Raw genomic sequence first — 17,009 nt, 5'->3', positions numbered from 1 at the left:
TGCTGGATGAAATGATCAATTGAGAATCATATCTGGAAGGATATCCAAGCGGGACGTCGAAAGCTTTGAAAAAAGTTTTCGGCGTTTTTGTTGTGTGCACAGTCCTAATTGGCATCTATAGAGTAAGGGGAGGTGAATTTCGGATGAAGCCCAGTGGCGATGCAGCGGAGCATGACGTTCCTTGCCCGGACGATGGGGAAATGGCGGAGCGTGCCCGAATGGGCGACATGGAAGCGTTCGGTGAGCTGATAGGGCGGCACAGGAGCAAAGCGCTCGGATTGGCGAACCAAATGGCCAAGGACAACGGATGGGCGGAGGATATCACGCAGGAAGCGCTTATCAAGGCGTTCCTGCATGTCGGAAAGCTTGTGAATCCGGAGCGCTTCGCCGTCTGGTTAAGGCAAATTGTAAAGAATGAGGCGTACATGAAGCTTCGTAGAGGAGGTCCGTACGGCAAGGAAATGCCGATCTCCAGCATCATCTCTGGCATGGACCCAGGCAAGCCGGCTGATCAAGAGGATGCATTGGAAAGACTGCTTACCCGTATGGGCGAGGAGCAGCAGGCAGAGTCCGAACCGCAGAAAGCGCTGCTTCGCAAGGAGTGGCTGTCCTTGTTCCGAAGCCTGCTTCCGTGTTTGAATGAGCGGGAGCGCGGCATGTTTGAGGCGTATTTCTTCCTGCAGCTGACAGCGGGTGAGGTGGCGGAGCGTTATGGAACGACTACGGGCAGCGTTCACACCTACTTGTACCGCTCCAAAGCCAAAATTCAAAAAAGAGCGCTGGCAAAAGGAGAACGATTCGATTGGACGACTCCGTCCCAGGTAGTTCGGAAAAATGCCCTATCCATGCCGACAGGCATTCCGGATAGTAAGGATACCTATGCGGACCGGATCGGCAAGCTGCTGCGGGCAAGAGGCGAGGCTGTGACAGCGGCGGAGGTAATGGGGAGAAGCGGGCATGCGTTTCGACTGGCGGTATCCAAGCTCAACACATACGCCGACGGGTTGTTTGTATTCGATTGGAAGCTGGACATCCGGGAGCTGGTCGGGGGCTACGGCTACGAGCCTGTCTTTTTGACGGGACAGCTGGAAGGGACGCCGGTTCCGGTCCGTCAGGTAGCTATGATGTTCGAGGTGGTTCCGGCGGATGAACAAGCCGTCATGTCATTCATAAGACGATTCATCGATTGCGGCTGTCCGGTGCTGTTTTTTGACACGTACGTTCAGCGTCCATTTGTATACGAGTGGAATTTGATTTATAGCTACAACGATATGGAACGGATCGTGGAGCTGACGGACGTGACGCCTCCTTATCGGAAAACGCTGAGTTATGAGGAGGTCGTCGCATCCCCGCTGCGATTTTTATGCGGACTGCAGAAAACGGGCCGGAAGACGAACGTTCACGATATCGGGCAAATCCTTCAACAAATCATCGGTCAAGCACGTGCAAAAGGAAACGAAGAGCATGCCTTCGGCATTCACGCCTACGGGCATTGGATTCGCCATCTGCATAGCGGTCCAAGGCTGTCTAACGCTTATGGACATCGCTATTTGGCCTATACCAGCTCCAGTGCCAGAATGTTCGCAGGCCGTTTCTTACGATCGTTAGGCACGAACCGGCATGAGGAAGGCGTTCTCGGGGATGCAGCTGCTTTATATGAGGAGTCGGCGGAGTGCTTAAGGCAAGTCAGTGAAGCGGCCCCCCTGCTGGGCGAGTATGAATGGACTGCCCATAGCTTGAGCAAGGCGGCTGGCTGGCTCGACCAAGCTAGACAGGCGGAAGAGCAGGCGGTCAGGCTGTTGGAAGACTATGTGCAGGTATTAAGTATGAAAAATAAAAATCAGGGGGAATTAGGGTGAGCGCAACGAAAGTTCTTACTGTCATTACGCAGGCTAACGGAAAAGGCTTAGAGGCCTTGTACCAAAAGACGGATCAATTTATGGCGCGCCATGCCGGCATCGAGGTGCAAATTGAACAGGCGAACGGCAACTTCAATGTGTTGAACAAAATTAAAAGCGATGAACCGGCGGATATTATCCATTTATCGGAGAGTGTGTTCGGACCGTATTTGCGCCAAGGGCTCATCCTGGACCTGATGCCCTATTTACAGCAGGATGCTGAAATTTTCCCGGAGGACTTCTACGGAGGCGCTCTTGCCGGGCCGACCGATGACGGCAAGCTGGCGGCGCTGTCTGTCGATATCGCCGTACCTCTCATTTATTACCGCAAGAAAGCATTCGCGGAAGCAGGAATTGAGGAGCCGCATGATGGCTGGACCTTCGAGGAATTCAGGGAGATTGCAAGCCGTCTGACGAAGGACGAGCAATACGGACTGAGGCTCGGTGTCGACATCGAATGGTTCGAGCCGTTCGTCAAGCGAAGCGGCGGAGCCTACTTCTCGCCTGACGGAAGCACGGCGCAGGGCTATGTAGACGGCGAAGCGACGGCAGCGGCGCTGCAGATGATTGTCGACTGGTTCCGGGTTGAGCGTATCGTACCAATGCCGGGCACCACCGGGGAAGGGGATCAAGCCTTTACCGAGCGGTTTGCCATGGTGTATGACTTTTCCTGGTGGATTCCTTTCGTAACGCATCAGCGCAAGGAGGAGTACGGTGTTGTGGGCTTGCCGCGATCGGCCGATGGGCAGGATACGACGATGATGTACATGGGCGGCTACGGGATATCATCCCGATGCGAGCATCCGGAGATGGCATGGGAGCTTCTGAAGGAGCTATCCGTTCCGAAGGAGGGCTACCCGCTAAGTCAGCTGCCTGCAGCCAAATCAACTGCAGGGAGACTCGGTACAGCGAACCATCCGTTCTTGAAGGTGGCTCTTGCCGAGCTGGATAAAGCATCAAGAAGCGCCTTTTATGTAAGCCAAAAATGGAATGCCAACCGTGAGCTCGTGAAGCAGGATCTGATGAGCTGGATTGCAGAGGGCGCCGAGATCCGTGCTTCGCTTCGCAAATGGGCGGAAGCTTTAGGGTAACACTTGGGGTAAATATGAAATAGTAGAGCTTACACTGCAACAAGAAGATATTGTAAGCCGTCTATCGTTACAGAAAGGACGGTGGCGGGTATGAAAGCAGCGAAATGGGGGGTGCCTGTTCTTATCATTCTGGCTTTTGCAGGCGGCTATTATGTTCGGGGATTAACGGTTGGCCAGGGTTCAGGCCATCCATGGGTGAGGGAGGCTGAGCCTCCCCTGCCTGCCATTCAGGTCAACGGGAAGCAGGTGCCGGTTGTGCGGGGCAGCTACTCCTGGTGCAGCGGATCATTCCTGCAGGCCAGCTGCAGATCGGTAGATATGATTTCGCCTGCCGAAATCATGGAGAAGAACGGAATCCTGCCTGTCGTTGTTCCTCCTAACTCAATGATAACAACGAAGGCTCCTCCGGGTATCAAGCAATTTACCTTATCCCGGGAGGGTGCTAAGGACAATGGCGATCCATACCAAACCCCAGCGGAAAAAGGAATTTACTTCTATCACATTCATGGCGAGTGGTTTGGGGACCAAGGGAACGCCGAGTTTTATTTTGCTGTCGAAGTACAATAGCTTATTGGAACCGGGCCGATCAAAGCTGAGCGGGAGAAGAGGATTTCGCTGACGGCGGGATCTGTCTTTTCCTTTTTTTATTATTATATCTATAGTTATCTATACGCGGAGGCGGAGGGATCCATATGAGAAGATTCGGATTGCTAGCATGGGTGTTCTGCATTCTTTCTGAAGGGAGAGCTTCAGGACAAAGAAATTGTTTTACAACGTGATAAACCCGCCATGTATGGATGGCTTGGCTTCGACTTTTCCGACGTCATCCCTCTCCGAACCCAAGAACATGGATAATCCCAATGATTCGGGAGCGGTCTTTGGGATAAAGCCGCATCATATGCAGCACAAAGCATATGTCATTGTAACGATCGCGTTGGTCTGTACCGTTCTGCTTATAACTATTATGCTTTGTTACCGTATCATTCCACGAAAAAAATAGGGGTACATATACTCGGAAAAGGAAAGATGATCTAGTTATTGTCTGTGCCGCATAACCGGTCTGCTCTTGGAAAGGGCGGGCTTTTTTGGCATGGGTGAATAAGTCTTGTAAAGGCTTTCTTTTTTTCTTTGTAAAGGATTGACAACGGTCCCAAAGTAAGATATCCTGAATTTGAAGATAAAAGAAAGCGCTTAACCAATGTCTCATCAAATATCGGGCTTCATTTTAATGTTGGAATGGTTACCGTGGTTCTGAATTTGCTTGTCATATATGCTTTTTTAAGCTGTCGTCATTTATTTATAAGATCCATGTGAACTCCTAACCAAAATATTGGGGAGTATTTTCGCAAAAATAGGTTAAGCGATTACCCTAACCAACTAAATAATTCATCGAGAGCAGCCTACTATCACCAATTGTCGGCTGCTCTTTTTTCTTAGCTAGTCCAACGTATGAAAGGGGGTGGTTGGAAAAGGAGCGCAATGAAGGAAGGGAAAAAATCTGAGGAGGGGGGGAGCAAGGCAAACTCCAATTTGGTTTATGTATACAGCAAGCTAGCAGAGGTGAATTAGTGAGAAAAGTCTGGCCCTATTTAGATGAACGCGGATAAATGACGGTTTTCTTAACCATTTGACAAATCGGTCAAAAGGCTGGATAAGTCATATACATGATTTACATTATTATGAAAATATGTATCTAATTAACTTATTTTATGCGCCGTTATGAACTTGAAAGAGCGCTAATAACAAAGGAGACATGAGACATGAACAAATGGAAATTTACCGTAATCACGGCAGGCTTGGTTGGTTTGTTATTTCAGTCCGCAGCATGGGCTGCAGCGCCCGCAGTCAGTGTGAAACCAAAGGCCGAGACTGCTGCGGTAGCGGCTGGTGACGATGCCGCAGACGATCCGGCGATCTGGGTTCATCCTACGGATAAGTCGAAGAGCCGGATCATTGCGACTAACAAAGGCGGCGGACTACTCGTCTACGATCTGGACGGTAACGAGCTGTATTCCTATACGACAGGTAAAATGAATAATATCGATGTTCGTTATAATTTCCCATTAGGCTCGAAAAAGGTGGATATTGCGGCCGCAACGAACCGTACGACCAACACCGTCGATATTTACTCCATAGATAAAGCAACGGGAGCTCTCACGAATATATCGGGTACTCCGATTGTTTCTAATGTGGCGGAGGTGTATGGATTTGCTTTGTATCACAGCTTGCGGTCCGGGAAGTTCTATGCGCTCTTGACGGGTAAGGACGGGGAATTTGAGCAATACGAGCTGACTCATAATGGGGCAGGCAAGGTTAACGGCACCCTGGTGCGGTCGTTTACCACAGCAACGCAGTCCGAGGGATTGGTCGCCGATGATGAATACGGGTACTTGTACATTGCGGAGGAAGATGTGGCTATATGGAAATACGATGCCGAACCCAATGGAGGCAGCACACCGCTGCGTAAAGTCGATTCTGCCGACGGCAACCATTTGACGGCGGATATCGAAGGGCTCACCATATATTATGGAGATGACGGAGATGGATACCTGCTTGCCTCCAGCCAAGGAAACAGCACATATGCGGTGTACGAACGCGAGGATGATAACGATTATGTTGCCAGCTTCAAGGTTGTCGACCATAACGGGGTGGACGGAGTCAGCGGAACCGACGGCATCGACGTTCTGAGCTTCGGACTTGGCAGTAAATACCCGCACGGTATTTTTGTAGCGCAGGACGATGAGAACCTGCAAAACGGCGCTATTATTAACCAAAACTTTAAATTTGTCGATTGGGAAGAAATTGCCGATGAAGCCGATTTAGATATAGATGACGATATTAATCCGCGCGAGCTCAAGAAGCGCAGCCGCGACTAAGAAGAACCTCCACAGAACAAAGGGAGACGGTGTGTATAACGCTGTCTCTTTTTGTTATTAAGCTAGGCCGGTGACAACACAATGTGGGTGCTTGTCCGAACAGCACTCTCTTTTTACTCGGAAAAAGAGACAAAAAAAACCGCCCTAGAAGAAGGCGGCATTGAGTTTAGACATATTTTAAGCAAGGGAGCAGTTCCCTGCTCCTTATGATATTATTATAAATGGAACAATAATATAAGTCTACATTTTTCTGGAAAACTCCTTTATAGTTGTTTAAAGCTGCCCAGTATGGACGGCTGCAATCTGGCGGGGGAGGTCTCTGGATGGAATGAATACGTTGGCTGATGAGATAGAGGAATATTTAGATGAGTATGAGAAGCAGTGGACGCTAAGCGGAACGGTGCTTGTTGCCCGGGAGGGGAAGGTTCTTTTTAACAAGGCTTACGGCTACGCCAATCTGGAGCATCGCGTTCCTAATACCACAGATACCAAGTTCCGCATATGGTCTCTGACCAAAAGCTTCACGGCTATGGCGGTCATGATGCTGCAGGAGAGAGGCCTTCTTGCTCTTGAAGACGATATCGGCAGGTACATACCGGAGCTGGCGGATAAAGGGATCTTCAGCCTTCATCTATTACACCATACTTCCGGCCTCGTGAATTATACCAGCTTGCCTGGGTATCATTTTCGGCTTAACAAATTACGGCTTTCACATGAAGATATCATCCATTTGCTTGTGGGTAAACCGCTTCAGTTCAAACCGGGTACTTCGTTTGATTACACCAATTCATCGTATTATTTACTCGGTATGATCGTAGAGAACGTAACAGGTTTGCCCTTTGAGCAGTTTTTGCACAGCAGCATCCTTCAACCTCTGGGGATGAATAACACGGGGATGTTCCACCATACCAAAGTCATTCCGGGCATGTCCTCCGGCTATCATTCCTCATGGGATGATCTCATTCCCTGTGAATATTTGAATATGAGCAGCAGCTTTACGGCAGGGGCCATGTACTCGACTGTGGAGGATCTGTTGAAATGGGACCAAGCGCTGTATACGGAAAAGCTTGTAACGAAGGCGGCGCTGGATCGCGCGTTTGAGCCCAGCTTTACCTACGGTTTCGGATGGTTTATAGACGAGCGGTTCCATCGCAGAAGAATCCATCATTCAGGCGCTTATCGGGGCCATCGAAGCGATATGCAGCGTTTTCCGGAGGATCAAATAACCATCATAATGCTGACCAACTATGATTTTGTCCCGATTCTAAGGCTGACGGAAAGGATTGCAGGACTGGTTTTTGGCCAAAAGCCGATCATTCCGGTGAGGCCTGAGCGTTACCCTCTCGCAGATGAGGTATACGCCCGGTACATGGGAACTTATGAAGGGGAAGGGTTTGACTGTAAAGCCGTCGTGGATCGGAATGAACATCAATGGTACTTCGTTTTTAATGATGACCAATATATCCCCTTTTACCCGATATCGGAAACAAGATTTCATCACACCTGGTACGAATGGGACTGTGAATTTTCCGTTGATGGTAAGGGCGGCATTTTCTTTCTGGGCATGAGAAAAACAAAATAATGAATAAGGGTGAGAGCATGAAGGTCCTCGAGGCATACAACAGACTGGCAGCAGATTATGAAAAGAATGTCGATACCCAAAGCGGTCATAACGCCTATTACGAACGGCCGGCCATGATGAAGCTGATGCCGGAGAATTTGAATCGGCTTACCGTTCTGGATGCCGGATGTGCCGCAGGCTGGTACACAGAGCAGCTGGTGAATCGAGGTGCCGCTGTAACGGCTATCGATCTAAGTCCGGAGATGGTGGCAGCCTGCAAGAGGCGGGTAGGCGATAAAGCAGCGGTGCTGGCTTGCGATTTAGCGGGCGAGCTTCCGTTTCAGGAGGCAGCGTTTGACCTTATTGTCAGTTCGTTGACTCTGCATTACATTGACGACTGGACGCCCACCTTCCGTGAATTTCATAGAGTATTGAAACCGGGGGGCACCTTGCTTTATTCTGTTCATCATCCTTTCATGGATTTTAATCTTTTTGATCGACCGGATTACTTTGCCCATGAGGTATTGACAGATATATGGAATAAAAAGGATATCGGTCCGGTAGAGGTCACGTTTTATAGAAGACCCTTGCAAGAAGTGATTAATATAACATCGGAGCAATTCAGCATTGAGCAAATCGTGGAGCCACGACCTGATAAGGATTACAGGGATCGGCCGGAAGCCAGGTCTTGGTACGAGAAATGGGATGAACATTTGTCAACGCATCCTCATTTTTTCATTGTTAAAGCACGCAGGCGATGATGGGTTCTGCTGACGATCATTGGATGATATCGGCAAAAGGTAGTATCTATCACAGTGGCATTGCTTAGTATTTCTAATCACTATACCTATACGTTGAAGATAATTGTTTTGCCGGTATAAATCCTCCTCGATGCGGAAATGTTAAGTTGGTATCTTACATTTAACCACATTAGGGGGAAGCAGCATTCGTCATATGAAAAAAATCGTTATGATCGCCGTTTTGATATGGATTACAGGCTGCACGAATCACGGCGCTTCAACGGAACGCCAGCAGGTGACCACCAAGCAGACGGACCGTGCAGGACAGAGCCATCAAGCGGCCCCAACCCGAATTATTACATCGGCTTCATCGACTTCTACGGACAGAGGCGGCAAGTCACATTTAACTGTCAAACAAGTCAAACCGAACGACCTGACCTCAGATTTGCTTGATCTGATCCAGCAGCCAGGAGAGGCACCTGGTACTTCGCCGCAGCAGCCGGCGGGAACGCCAACGGGTACACCAACAGGAACGCCGGTGGGTATGCCGAACAATCAGTTCCCTGCGGGAACCCCGCCAAACCAGACTCCTTCGGGCCAGCAAACCCCTGCGAAGGGGGACGCTTCAGCTTATGCTCAACAGGTGCTGGATCTGGTGAATCAGGAACGTTCCAAAGCAGGTATGGGTGCGCTCAGCATGGATTCCAAACTGTCCAACATGGCGATGGCCAAAGCCAAAGACATGTACGACAACAACTATTTTGACCATAACTCTCCGATCCACGGATCCCCATTCGACATGATGAAGGAATACGGAATCACGTATAACACGGCCGGAGAGAATATTGCGAACGGGCAGACCACCCCGCAGCAGGTTATGCAGGACTGGATGAACAGCCCAGGACATAAAGCCAACATCCTGAATAAAAGCTTCACCTATATCGGAATCGCTTTTTACAATAACGAGTGGGTGCAGGAGTTTACGGGATAAGCAAAAGATTGCGCAGCAGGTATCACACGTTCAGCCTCTTCGGGATTTCCGGGGAGGCCGACCCCCTGCTTTTTTAATGAAAATGCTCTTTCATCTCCGATAAGAACGCTGACAAGGCGGGAGTAATTAATGCGTCCTTTCGTCTAACAAACACGGTTTTTACCATGGCATGCTCTTTAGAGATCTCATGGCAACGAACTCTCCCTTGCTGCTCCGCTTCATTGATGATAGAACGAGGCAAAAGAGCGATGCCCAGTCCAGCGCCGACACAACCAATGATGGCCTCGAATGACCCGAACTCCATGAACTTCACCGGCGATAAACCTTCATCCAGAAGCAAATGCTCCAGCTTTGCCCGATAAGAACATCCCTTGTGAAAAACGAGAAACGTAAGCAGCTTAATATCATGAACGGAATGAATTGGTGGATGCGAGACAGGCGTAACAAGCACCAGCTCCTCGGAAACAACATCTTCTTGGATTAGTTCAGGGTGCACCACCGGACCTGTAACGAACGCTCCATTTAACTCATAATGAAGAAGTGCATGGAGATGCTGTTCACTCGGGCCTGTGATTAGAGATAAATCCACGGCGGGATAATGAGTATGATATTGGGTTAGCAGGGCAGGCAAACGAATAGCAGCAGCTGTTTCTAAAGCCCCTATATGAAGTGTTCCTGTTGGAGCAGCGGAACTTTCAACTGCCGATCTTGCTTCCTGGATGACGTGAAGTATTTTCTCTACATAAGGCAGCAGTATTTGACCTGAGGGAGAAAGCGTAATTCCCCTATTATGGCGATAAAATAACTGTGTTTGCAGATCCGATTCCAGTTGTTGAATTTTATGAGTAACATTAGATTGAGCAAAATTTAATTTATTTGCTGCTTTAGAGATATTGCCTTCCTGTGCAGCGGTGTAAAATACTTTGAGTAACTGAATATCCATACCAACCTCCGACTTTTAACTTTGATATATAAAATAGAGATACCTGACATCTTATTTCTGTATTATACATGTTTTTAAGAACGAGGTATCATCATAAGTGACAAGCATAGAAATGAGGAACTCTAACTTCATCGTATTTGTTCTTGGAATAAACCTAGTCGGGAAAATCTATTAACATTACTAAAGTGAGGAAGGTTAACACATGCCATTACTTCGTTTTGACCTCATCGAAGGGCGAGATAAAGAAGCAGTAAAAAAACTTTTAGATGTTGCTCATCAAGTTGTCGTAGAAGCTTTCGATGTTCCTGAGCGAGATCGTTATCAAATTGTTCACGAACATCCCGCCCATCATATGATTATTGAAGATACTGGATTAGGCTTTAATCGTACCGAAAATCTGGTTATTCTTTCCATTGTAAGCAAGGCACGGTCAAAAGAGAAGAAACAAAAACTCTATTCCTTACTGGCTGAAAGGTTAGAAGCTGAATGCGGTATTGCACCAACTGATTTAATGATTTCAATTGTTGAAAATAATGACGAAGATTGGAGTTTTGGATTAGGTGAGGCACAATTTTTGATAGGTAAGTTATAAAGCTGCTGATCTGCTTTGTAACAGGAATTAAGTATGGAGGAGTATGAGAAGAATGAAGCTAGATACTGAGCTTTGTCGCCTGTTTCAAATTCGTTATCCCATCTTTCTGGCCGGGATGGCTGGAGGACCCGTTACGGTCCGCCTGGCTGCTGCTGTATCCAATGCAGGAGGTCTTGGAACGCTGGGAGGTGCCTATATGGCGCCCGAAGAACTCCGTGCTGCAATACGTGAGCTTCGTGAACTGACGGACGCCCCTTTCGGGGTGAATTTGTTTTCGGTCCAAGCTGCCGATGATAATTCGAGAACCGAAGAAGTACAGCGGGAACTAAACGAGATGCGAAAGCAGCTGGGCATTTCACCGGCTTCGGGAGAGGCCGTGCAATCGCCCGATTATTTCGAGCAGCAATTCGCCGTCTTGATAGAGGAGCAAGTACCGGTGATTAGTACGGCTTTTGGCGTTCTTCCCGCGCATATGATGAAGCAAGCGAAAGATCAAGGCATCCGAATCGTCGCTATGGCGACGACGGTGCAGGAAGCTCTTCTTGCCGAGCAAGCGGGTTGTGATGCGATTGTGGCCCAAGGAAGCGAAGCCGGGGGGCACCGTGGGACCTTCGACATTTCAAGTCGGCCCATGGGCGCCAATATCGGAACGATGGCTTTAGTACCACAAATGGCAGACCACGTTCGGGTCCCGGTTATCGCAGCGGGAGGGATCATGGACGGACGCGGGCTTGTCGCAGCACTCGCGCTGGGGGCCCAAGGTGTGCAATTGGGCACTCGTTTTTTGACCTCGATCGAGTCCGGAGCTCATGAAGCCTATCAGAAGATGCTGCTTTCCGGCAATGAGGAAAGTACGGTCATAACGAAGGCTTTTTCGGGTCGTCCGGCCAGAGGGATGAAGAACTCTTTTATCGAGATGTGGGATAAGAGAGGCATCGAGCCGCTTCCGTTTCCGACGCAGAATACGGCGACAAGGGATATTCGAAACGCGGCATCAAAGCAAAATAACCCGGATTTTATGTCATTATGGGCTGGGCAAGGGCTGAGGATGTTGACATCCGGTCAAAGCGCAGCGAGTATCGTGGAAGAAATCATTCATCAAGCCCAATCGATTCTTCTTAATACCAATCGTTAGTCGTTTCCAGGTATCGAGAACGTTCAGAATCACCGAGTCAGAAGATTTTTCACATCGTCAGATGAACAAATGGAGCACCTCGGGTTTTCGACCTTGTGCTCCATTTTGATTTTATTCGGCGGATGAACTTCTTGTATTGCAAGAAGATCGACGGAAAGCGGTCCCAACCGAAATGATTCTTTGGGACCCGGTGGATTGCAACAAAGGAATATTGAGTTTCCGTGGTGGATCAATATTGAGAAAAAAACTAAGCCACAAGACATTTACATAACACGCTGGCGAATACTCTCTCAGGTTTCATTCAGGATAATGTCCTTTAGTTCAATCAGAGTCTTGATTCGGTAGCTGGCCAGTGAGAAGTCATGTGTTTTTGTGAAGTCGTTATGGACAATAGCACAGTCGATGCCAGCCGCCACGGCTGAGCTCAACCCTCTGTTTGAATCCTCTACAACCAGGGTCTCTTCTTTGGTAGCTCCGAAGCGCTTTAGGCCGGTCAAGTAAGGTTCCGGGTGCGGCTTGGTGCGCTCGTAATCCTCGCGGACAAGGACGAATTCCATGAATTGCCGAATCTGGCGCTTTTCATGAATAAGTTGAAAATCCGCGCGTTTTGCAGTCGTCACGATGGCCATGCGGACATACTTTGACAGTTCGGCTAGAGCTTCAACTACGCCTTCAATCTCTATGGCTTCTGTTCTTAGATATTCTTGATAATAGACGTCGCGGACCTCACGCTGCTTGCTGATGGTCTGTTCATCAATACCTGCCGCCCTGGCTTGGGACCAAGTGCCCAATGACTGGGTCATGTCGCGGAGGTATTGATCTTTATCCAAGGTAAATCCAATGTCAGCCAGAGCGCGTTCTCCCGCTTTGTAATACCAGAATTCAGTATCAACCAGAACTCCATCATGATCGAAGAGTATGTACTTTTTCATTGTTTCATTCTCCTTTGTCAGCTGCGGCAACCATGCGTGCCATCACGTGCCGTTGATCACTTCTTGCGTCTTAGCTGATCGTCGATTAGCGGCAAGAAAACATCCGTTTCTTGGGGTAGTTATGTGGGTGTTCTTGACACAAATATACCCTCTATCTATTTGAAAAGTACAGAAAAATCTGGAAAATAGTTTGTGCCATTGAACAAGATTCAATTTTTGCCTATGGATCGTTAAAGAATCGTCAGCTGCTTGTTAAGGGGTTTGCCAGGGATGTGCAGGTTTGGGAATCATTCATTTGGTGTAAAAAGTAATTGACATCAAAATGAAAGGGAGTCTGATACTATGCCAAACGAAGTGATACTAGAGCCGGAAGCGCAGAAATTCGTGGAGGACACGGCGGCCCCTCCGTTCCTGTACCAATTAGGGCCAAGACATGGACGTAAAAAAGTGGATGAAGTTCAGTCGGGGTCTGTGAACAAGCCGGACGTCGATATCGAGGAGCGCAGTGTACCGGGAGGACCAAACGGTGAGGTGCCGGTAACGATCTTGAAGCCGAAGAATGTCTCGTCAGCTTTGCCTGTTATCGTGTATATCCATGGAGCCGGCTGGGTGTTCGGCAATGCGCATACGCATGACCGCTTGATTCGCGAATTGGCCGTGGGTTCACAGTCGGTTGTTGTGTTCCCGAATTACAGCCTGGCGCCAGAGAGTAAATTTCCTACCGCGATAGAAGAGATTTATGCCGTCGTCGAATGGGTTGCCAAGTATGGTGAGGAGATCGGCGCAGACCCCTCCAAGCTGACGGTCGCCGGCGATAGTGTAGGGGGCAATATGACGGCTGCGATTACGTTAATGGTTAAAGATCGTGAAGGCCCGGCCATTCACAAGCAGCTGCTGTTTTATCCGGTAATCGATGCTTCTTTCGATACCGATTCCTACAAGCAATTCGCGGAAGGGTATTTCCTAAGCAGGGAAGGGATGCAGTGGTTCTGGGATCAATATACGACCAGTCCGGAGGAACGCGCGCGGATTACGGCATCGCCGCTTCGTGCTTCGACCGGGCAGCTTAAGGGATTGCCTCCCGCATTAATCATTACCGCCGAAGCAGATGTGCTGCGCGATGAGGGAGAGGCTTATGCCGCTAAGCTGCGTGAAGCGGGAGTGCAGGTGACGGCCGTGCGTTTTCAAGGCATTATCCACGATTTTGTCATGCTGAATGCGCTCGCGGACACGAATGCCGCACGAGGGGCACTGCTGCTGGCGAACGCTTGGCTGAAGGAAGGCTAACTACAGTTGATCCCACATCGTGAGGGAAGCGCGAAGCTTTTTTTGAAATCCGAGCCATGCAAGTTTTTAAGCCCGATCCGTTGCAAGGATAGCCGGGATAATTTCGTCGGGCAATTGATCTAGTGGACGATGTTGGCCTATCATAGAGAGGGCAGGTTTATTTTGGAAAAACACATCGCAAATAATGGTCAAGGAGAGGGATTCATGGATTTCATCCAACCTGATGATCCGATGGCAGTGTCGTTCGTTCATGCGGTAAAAACGGGCGATGCAGGCGCAATACGTCGTCTCCTAGAGGAGTTTCCGGGCTTGGCATCAAAGAGAGCCTTAGACAAAAAAGGCGGTTCGCGTACTGCACTGCACGTCGTTGCCGACTGGCCCGGATATTTTCCCAATGCACCCGAAATCGTGAAGATACTTATCGCTGCAGGAGCTGACCCCAATGCTACCGCCGTGGAAGGACAGCCCTCGGAGACGCCGCTGCACTGGGCGGCAAGCAGTGACGATGTGGAGGTTGCCGCTGCGTTGATCGATGGGGGAGCCGACATAGAAGCGATGGGGGGTTCCATCGCTGGCGGCACCCCTTTGGATAATGCAGTGGGTTATGGATGCTGGAATGTCGCAAGGCTTTTAGTCGAGCGGGGCGCTCGCGTTGACAAGCTTTGGCACGCAGCAGCTCTGGGGATGATATCCCGTATGGAAGAACTGATGGCCTCCATCCCTTCACCTACGACGAATGACATTAACGAAGCATTCTGGCAAGCCTGTCACGGAGGCCAGCGGCGTGCGGCCGAGTACCTGCTCGCTCAAGGAGCGGATATCAATGGGGTTCCCGGTTATGCGGTAGAGACACCCCTCGGTATAGCTGGTAGTCTTGACACTCGAAGAGACACCCTGATTACTTGGCTAAAAAGCATTGGCGCCAAATCGTCGAAGTAAATAGGGATGGTAGGGGATCATCCTTTTTCCTCCAATGAAAATTTGCATACGAGGGGGAATTCCTGCTGCAAATCATCATAAGTACGATAGTATTAGGCTTTCTTTTCCTCCAAGACCTGTATACCATGATCGCGCATCCGGCTCACTACAAACCGTGGAGACCGGTGGTTACTACAAGCTTCGGATTATTGTTCATGATCATAGCGGTCATTTACTATTGGGCTGCCTACAGGCCTAAGGTGGGGCCGGTAGGAGCGGGACCTAATGATACGGAGATATGGTCCGGTTTTCTTTATATGATGATTGCCGGCGGCTTGTTTTTCACCTTGGGGCTGGTCGGCTGGGCTGTAATCAAGGGCCGCGAATCGAAAAACAACAGTGGCGCTGAAAGCCAATAAGCTGGACATCAACATGCCTCTGATAAAGTCGGAGGCTTATTTTTATTTCGGCCGGTCCGTGTATTAGTGAGCTTCGGCATCTTTATGTGCTTGAAAGAATCGAAGCAGAGGCTCGGAGAGCTGGTAGTCCAGTAAAACATTCGTTAAAAAGTACGTTTTCACGGAAATCTCCCGCCCGTTCCACAGGTAGGTTCGTTCCCAGTCCTGAGTGGATAGCCGCTGTAAAATCGAGTAAAACCGCTCTCTTTGCTCCTTATAACGCCGGAGCCAGAGTCTTGAAACATCGGCTGATGACAAACGGCCGGCTTGTTCCCATTCTGCCACTGTTTCAGCCGGGGAGATATGAGACTGGAGAATATCCAGAGCTATGGCATCGCGATGTACGATGCGTGCAAGGAGGTCCTTGGGCGAGCTTGAATTGGAAGCGGACAGCGGCTCGAGCCAATGCTTTTCCCCAATCATTTCCAATGCCCGGGCTTTAAGGTGGAAGGAGCGATAATGATGCAGCATAAATTGCAGCTCTCCCGTGTCCATCTCCAAAGGGATGAGTTCGGGAGGGGCTTGTATAGCTGTTACTCCAGCTTTGGCTTCCAGTATAAGTTGATACAACCGAAGCACCTGACGGCCATTCACATGGCGGCCGCTGTCCGTATCCGCCCGATGCACGATGACTAGATCCTCTTTGGGAAGGATTGTAACGCATTGCCCGCCTACTCCTCTAGCCTCGTACATGCCATGCTCTCGCCACTTGGCATCGAGTGGTACCCACCATAGATAGCCGTAACCGGCGCCTAACGGTTCCATTATCGAATGGGGCGCGGTGCTTTCCCGAATCCAGTCATCAGGAATCAGCTGCTGATCACCGAAGCGCCCATGCTGCAGGTAAAGAAGCCCGAAACGGGCTAAATCTCTGGCCGAGAGGCGATAATGCCTCGCCCCATGGATGGAGAACTGCCCCTGCTTAACCATTTGCGTATGCAGCGCGGGAGAGAAATCCTCCATGTGAAGCGGTATCGCAAGACGTTGTTCAAATTCTTCAAACACCGTGGAATCCACAGCCCGCTCGAATATCGATTCCAGAGCATTAAAATCCCAGTTGTTATAGTACCAGAATGTATCCGGAGCATGGCTGCCTCTTGCTGGGCGGTTATTCTTCATTGCTGCCGTTTCGGAAGCCGCCTCATGATAAATACCGGAGCGTGCCTTCAATAAATGGACAACCTTGGCTTGCCTTTCTTGTTCGGTTAAAGGCGGTGCGTCGTCAATTCCGAGCTCAGACAATGTTCGGTTGATGTCTATATTACCCAGCTTCCTATGAATTCCGTACAAGGCGCTTAAAAGGCTTTTGCGAAGCGAGTGACAGCGATAGGGAACCGTCACATTCCCCCAGGCAGCAGCAATAGCGCCTCGATCGACGATCAGAAGCGCAGCGGATCCTATTTCGTCGAAAACCTGTTTGGCCTCTTGAAGCTTCTCCGCCGACCAACCGGCTTCAGCCGGATCGGCATAAGTGAGCCATGGTCCTCCCATCTGTGTACTACGGGCTCGTTCCCATATGGACATCCGATAACACGCCCTTCCAGTAATTTCCTATATGATAACATAGTTGGGCCAAGAGACGCACCC

The 17,009-nt window shown here is 49.5% G+C and carries 15 protein-coding genes; 12 read left to right on the top strand and 3 right to left on the bottom strand.

All coding sequences use genetic code 11. The annotated features are described in order from the left end of the window. Positions 1–143: 143 nt before the first annotated feature. From ABEA66_RS07815 to ABEA66_RS07785, 7 genes are all read left to right on the top strand, one after another. Positions 144–1,859: an RNA polymerase sigma factor gene (locus ABEA66_RS07815; RefSeq protein ID WP_345587121.1), complete on the top strand. Its 1,716-nt coding sequence runs from the start codon at positions 144–146 to the stop codon at positions 1,857–1,859. Continuing rightward, positions 1,856–2,989 (top strand): extracellular solute-binding protein, encoded by a 1,134-nt coding sequence (locus tag ABEA66_RS07810; RefSeq protein ID WP_345587120.1) that lies wholly within the window; start codon positions 1,856–1,858, stop codon positions 2,987–2,989. The genes ABEA66_RS07815 and ABEA66_RS07810 overlap by 4 nt, the downstream gene beginning before the upstream one ends. Positions 2,990–3,079: 90 nt before the next feature. Beyond that, complete coding sequence (locus tag ABEA66_RS07805; protein WP_345587119.1) at positions 3,080–3,556, top strand: hypothetical protein; 477 nt, start codon at positions 3,080–3,082, stop codon at positions 3,554–3,556. A 1,193-nt stretch (positions 3,557–4,749) separates the two neighbouring features. Further along, on the top strand, positions 4,750–5,865 hold the full coding sequence (locus tag ABEA66_RS07800) for a phytase (protein WP_079912252.1): 1,116 nt from the start codon (positions 4,750–4,752) through the stop codon (positions 5,863–5,865). A gap of 328 nt (positions 5,866–6,193) precedes the next feature. After that, on the top strand, positions 6,194–7,447 hold the full coding sequence (locus ABEA66_RS07795; RefSeq protein WP_345587118.1) for a serine hydrolase domain-containing protein: 1,254 nt from the start codon (positions 6,194–6,196) through the stop codon (positions 7,445–7,447). Beyond that, positions 7,447–8,187 (top strand): class I SAM-dependent methyltransferase, encoded by a 741-nt coding sequence (locus tag ABEA66_RS07790; RefSeq protein ID WP_345587117.1) that lies wholly within the window; start codon positions 7,447–7,449, stop codon positions 8,185–8,187. The genes ABEA66_RS07795 and ABEA66_RS07790 overlap by 1 nt, the downstream gene beginning before the upstream one ends. A gap of 193 nt (positions 8,188–8,380) precedes the next feature. Further along, positions 8,381–9,157: a CAP domain-containing protein gene (locus ABEA66_RS07785; RefSeq protein WP_345587116.1), complete on the top strand. Its 777-nt coding sequence runs from the start codon at positions 8,381–8,383 to the stop codon at positions 9,155–9,157. 73 nt (positions 9,158–9,230) lie between these two features. On the opposite strand, the gene ABEA66_RS07780 is transcribed toward ABEA66_RS07785, so the two are convergent. Continuing rightward, positions 9,231–10,100, bottom strand: coding sequence for a LysR family transcriptional regulator (locus tag ABEA66_RS07780; protein WP_345587115.1), 870 nt, complete (start codon positions 10,098–10,100; stop codon positions 9,231–9,233). A gap of 202 nt (positions 10,101–10,302) precedes the next feature. Between ABEA66_RS07780 and ABEA66_RS07775 the strand changes: the two genes are divergently transcribed. Further along, positions 10,303–10,692 carry a tautomerase family protein gene (locus tag ABEA66_RS07775; protein WP_345587114.1) on the top strand — a complete coding sequence of 130 codons (390 nt, stop codon included), beginning with the start codon at positions 10,303–10,305 and terminating at the stop codon, positions 10,690–10,692. Positions 10,693–10,744: 52 nt separating this feature from the next. Continuing rightward, on the top strand, positions 10,745–11,827 hold the full coding sequence (locus tag ABEA66_RS07770; protein WP_345587113.1) for an NAD(P)H-dependent flavin oxidoreductase: 1,083 nt from the start codon (positions 10,745–10,747) through the stop codon (positions 11,825–11,827). A 290-nt stretch (positions 11,828–12,117) separates the two neighbouring features. On the opposite strand, the gene ABEA66_RS07765 is transcribed toward ABEA66_RS07770, so the two are convergent. Continuing rightward, the gene (locus tag ABEA66_RS07765) at positions 12,118–12,759 is read right to left on the bottom strand and encodes an HAD family hydrolase (RefSeq protein WP_345587112.1); all 642 of its coding nucleotides are present in this window, start codon (positions 12,757–12,759) and stop codon (positions 12,118–12,120) included. Between the two features lie 342 nt (positions 12,760–13,101). Between ABEA66_RS07765 and ABEA66_RS07760 the strand changes: the two genes are divergently transcribed. The 3 genes from ABEA66_RS07760 (at position 13,102) to ABEA66_RS07750 (ending at position 15,383) form a co-directional block, all read left to right on the top strand. Then, on the top strand, positions 13,102–14,046 hold the full coding sequence (locus tag ABEA66_RS07760) for an alpha/beta hydrolase (RefSeq protein WP_345587111.1): 945 nt from the start codon (positions 13,102–13,104) through the stop codon (positions 14,044–14,046). A gap of 309 nt (positions 14,047–14,355) precedes the next feature. Further along, positions 14,356–14,985 carry an ankyrin repeat domain-containing protein gene (locus ABEA66_RS07755; RefSeq protein WP_345587110.1) on the top strand — a complete coding sequence of 210 codons (630 nt, stop codon included), beginning with the start codon at positions 14,356–14,358 and terminating at the stop codon, positions 14,983–14,985. A 125-nt stretch (positions 14,986–15,110) separates the two neighbouring features. Continuing rightward, the gene (locus tag ABEA66_RS07750; protein WP_345587109.1) at positions 15,111–15,383 is read left to right on the top strand and encodes a hypothetical protein; all 273 of its coding nucleotides are present in this window, start codon (positions 15,111–15,113) and stop codon (positions 15,381–15,383) included. Between the two features lie 63 nt (positions 15,384–15,446). Here ABEA66_RS07750 and ABEA66_RS07745 read toward each other — a convergent pair whose 3' ends face one another. Continuing rightward, a complete protein-coding gene (locus tag ABEA66_RS07745; protein ID WP_345587108.1) occupies positions 15,447–16,946 on the bottom strand; it encodes a serine hydrolase domain-containing protein in 1,500 nt (499 codons plus the stop codon). Positions 16,947–17,009 lie beyond the last annotated feature (63 nt).

This window comes from Paenibacillus vulneris (genome assembly GCF_039543185.1).
Taxonomy (GTDB): domain Bacteria; phylum Bacillota; class Bacilli; order Paenibacillales; family NBRC-103111; genus Paenibacillus_S; species Paenibacillus_S vulneris.
The sequence above is the reverse complement of the archived record's forward strand: the minus strand, read 5'-3'. Positions and strand labels throughout refer to the sequence as shown.